The organism is Cellulosimicrobium composti (assembly GCF_009711085.1).
GTDB lineage: Bacteria > Actinomycetota > Actinomycetes > Actinomycetales > Cellulomonadaceae > Cellulosimicrobium > Cellulosimicrobium composti.
Map to the genome: position 1 here is coordinate 1 of NZ_WMKA01000096.1, position 2,367 is coordinate 2,367.

The following is a 2,367-nucleotide window of genomic DNA, read 5'->3' on the forward strand; positions in this document are numbered from 1 at the left end:
CCCACCCGAACCACCCCATACGGGACAGCCTCTAGGCATCGAGCACGACGCCGATGCGGTCGCTACCGCGCATGAGCTCGTCGGCACCGTGGGCAACGTCAAGGTCAGCGCAGGAGATGCTCACGTACTCGCCCTCGAGCCGGAGAGCGTCGACCGCGCTCACACGGACCGCGTACTGCAGCATGTCGCCGATCCGAGCCGCGTGGTTCCCAAAGGACTGCCGTGGTCGCCCACGGTTCGTCCCTTGACAGGGCTCATCCTCGCGTTCGCTGTCTGCCTCGCGGCGCTTCTCGCGTGCTTCGAGCTCATAGAACGAGAGCCACTGTCCGGATGGCCCCTGGGGGTTGCCCTCGGCTCCTTGCTCATCGGGGTCGCCGCGCTCGACATCCGCACCAGGCCGCGCGAGAGCCCTACACGCAGCGCGTCCGCGAACGGCAGCACAGGCGTCATCCAGCGCTGGTGTTCGTGACGAGCCCACCCGCCATTGGTGTCTCGCATGTGGGTGCTGACAAGGAGCGAGAGACGTCTCCGCAGTGTCAGAGCGGCGGGAGAGAACCCCCGGGGAGTGGTCCACGAGACCCGCCTCGTCGTCCTAGCGAGGCCAGGGCCGACCACGGTCGACATCCTGCAGCGCGTCTGTCGGAGAGGCACGCAGAGGACCTGACGGCCAGCGAGGCGACCCCGAGCTCGGGACCTGGTGTGCACACATTGACAAACGATAGATATACATCGACAATCGATGCATGAGTCGAACTCTAGTGAACACCCTGCGGGTCTTGCTCGTGCTGGTCGCGGCCGGCGTGCTCCTGGCGCTCGTGCTGGCCCCGTTGATCGCGACCGAGGTAGGGGTGCAGTACCCCGAAGTGGCGGGGTTGGTCGCGCCATACTCTGCGATAGCGATCGTCGCGCTTCTCATCGTTGAGGTCGCGCTCGTGGCGGTATGGCACCTTCTGACTCTCGCTTCCAAAGACCAGGCGTTCAATCCGCTCGCGCTGAGATCGGTCAACCTAGTGATCGCATGCGTGTCCGCGGTCACCGCGCTCGCCGCCACAGTGTTCGGTCATCTCACTTTCGGGGCACAGATCGGGGGCCCGCTAGTGTTTCTCGGGTTGGTCGGCTCTCTGGTGGGCGGAGCAGCGCTCGCGCTCCTGCTGGTAGTGATGAGGGAGTTGCTTCGCAACGCTGCGACTAACCGTCAAGAGCTTGCGGAGGTGATCTAGGTGGCGATCGTTATCGATATCGACGTCCTTCTTGCCAAGAAGAAGATGCCGGTCGGCGACTTCGCTGACGCGATCGGAATCACTCCGGCTAATGTTGCGGTCCTTAAGAATGGGCGTGCCAAGGCGGTTCGTTTCTCAACGCTTGACGCCATTTGCCGCGTCCTCGAGTGTCAACCAGGGGACGTCCTCAGGTGGGTCTCGGATGAAGATCTGGAGACGGCGGGCACGGCCTCGTGACAGCGGCGCCATAGGGAGGGACGGTGAACTGCGCGTACGTGCCGCCCCTCCCTACAGGGCCGACTAGTGGATGTTGGGGTCGATCCTCGCGGTGCTGATGTTGAAGATCGTCTTGGGGGCGTTCGGAACCAGCGAGTCCCACACGCTCTTCGACTTCTCGACTCCGGCACGCCATCCGCTGTCGCTTGAGGCGTTCGAGCAGATCTTGCTGGCGACAACCTGGGTACCACGCGTGTACCAGAAGCAGACCTGAATGATCCGCTTACCGTTGTACACGTTTGCGGCGGCCTTAGCGCGACCCGTGTACTTGAGCTGCAACGTCTCGGTGCTGGTCGCGTAACTGCTTCCCCAGGTCGCGAACGGCGTGATGGTGCCGGGCTCCAGTGGGGTGTCGAAGACTTCGCCGACCGTGCCGGCGCCGGTCTCGACCTCGAACTGCTCGACCACGACCTCAAGGCCGTCCTCGGGTCCGAACTCTCGTCCGTCAATGATGACGGTGTCGGGAGTGGTATCGGATTCGACAGCCGTGGTGTTGGCGCCGGCACTAACGGCACCGGTGAACGCCAGGCCCACCGTAGCCACGGTCGCTGCGGCCATTCTGCGCAACGGCATGAAACCCCCTAGTAGTTCTGTTGTAACTTGCCGTGATCGCAGCGTCCTGCGTGCTAAATCGGGCGCAGGATCGCAGCGCGAGAACCATAGCGTCTTGCTGCTGGTGTAGCAAGGCATGTCTGACAGACATGGCTCGATCGCGCCGTACGTCGCTGCGCTCGGCTGCAGACGCCTCCGAGCATCTCGTGGTGGCTGTCGGACTCGGTCGAGAGTGCGCGAGACTCATGTGTGAGCCCAGCGGCTGATCGTAGACACAACCTTCTAGAGGCTGTCCCGTAATCCGTCGTGGACAGTGCTC

At 63.5% G+C, this 2,367-nt stretch carries 4 protein-coding genes; 3 read left to right on the forward strand and 1 reads right to left on the reverse strand.

The genetic code is table 11. The annotated features are described in order from the left end of the window. The 3 genes from GJV82_RS20345 to GJV82_RS19070 form a co-directional block, all read left to right on the forward strand. A partial coding sequence (locus GJV82_RS20345) for a methyltransferase domain-containing protein (RefSeq protein ID WP_404812999.1) occupies positions 1-469 on the forward strand: 469 nt, incomplete at its 5' end. A gap of 274 nt (positions 470-743) precedes the next feature. Continuing rightward, a complete protein-coding gene (locus GJV82_RS19065) occupies positions 744-1,220 on the forward strand; it encodes a DUF2975 domain-containing protein (protein ID WP_155100309.1) in 477 nt (158 codons plus the stop codon). Next, entirely contained in the window at positions 1,221-1,457 is a 237-nt protein-coding gene (locus tag GJV82_RS19070; RefSeq protein WP_318657848.1) for a helix-turn-helix domain-containing protein, read from the forward strand. It abuts the gene before it with no gap. Positions 1,458-1,520: 63 nt separating this feature from the next. Here the strand turns inward: GJV82_RS19070 and GJV82_RS19075 are convergent, their stop codons facing one another. Then, positions 1,521-2,054 (reverse strand): hypothetical protein, encoded by a 534-nt coding sequence (locus tag GJV82_RS19075; protein ID WP_155100310.1) that lies wholly within the window; start codon positions 2,052-2,054, stop codon positions 1,521-1,523. Positions 2,055-2,367: the final 313 nt, after the last annotated feature.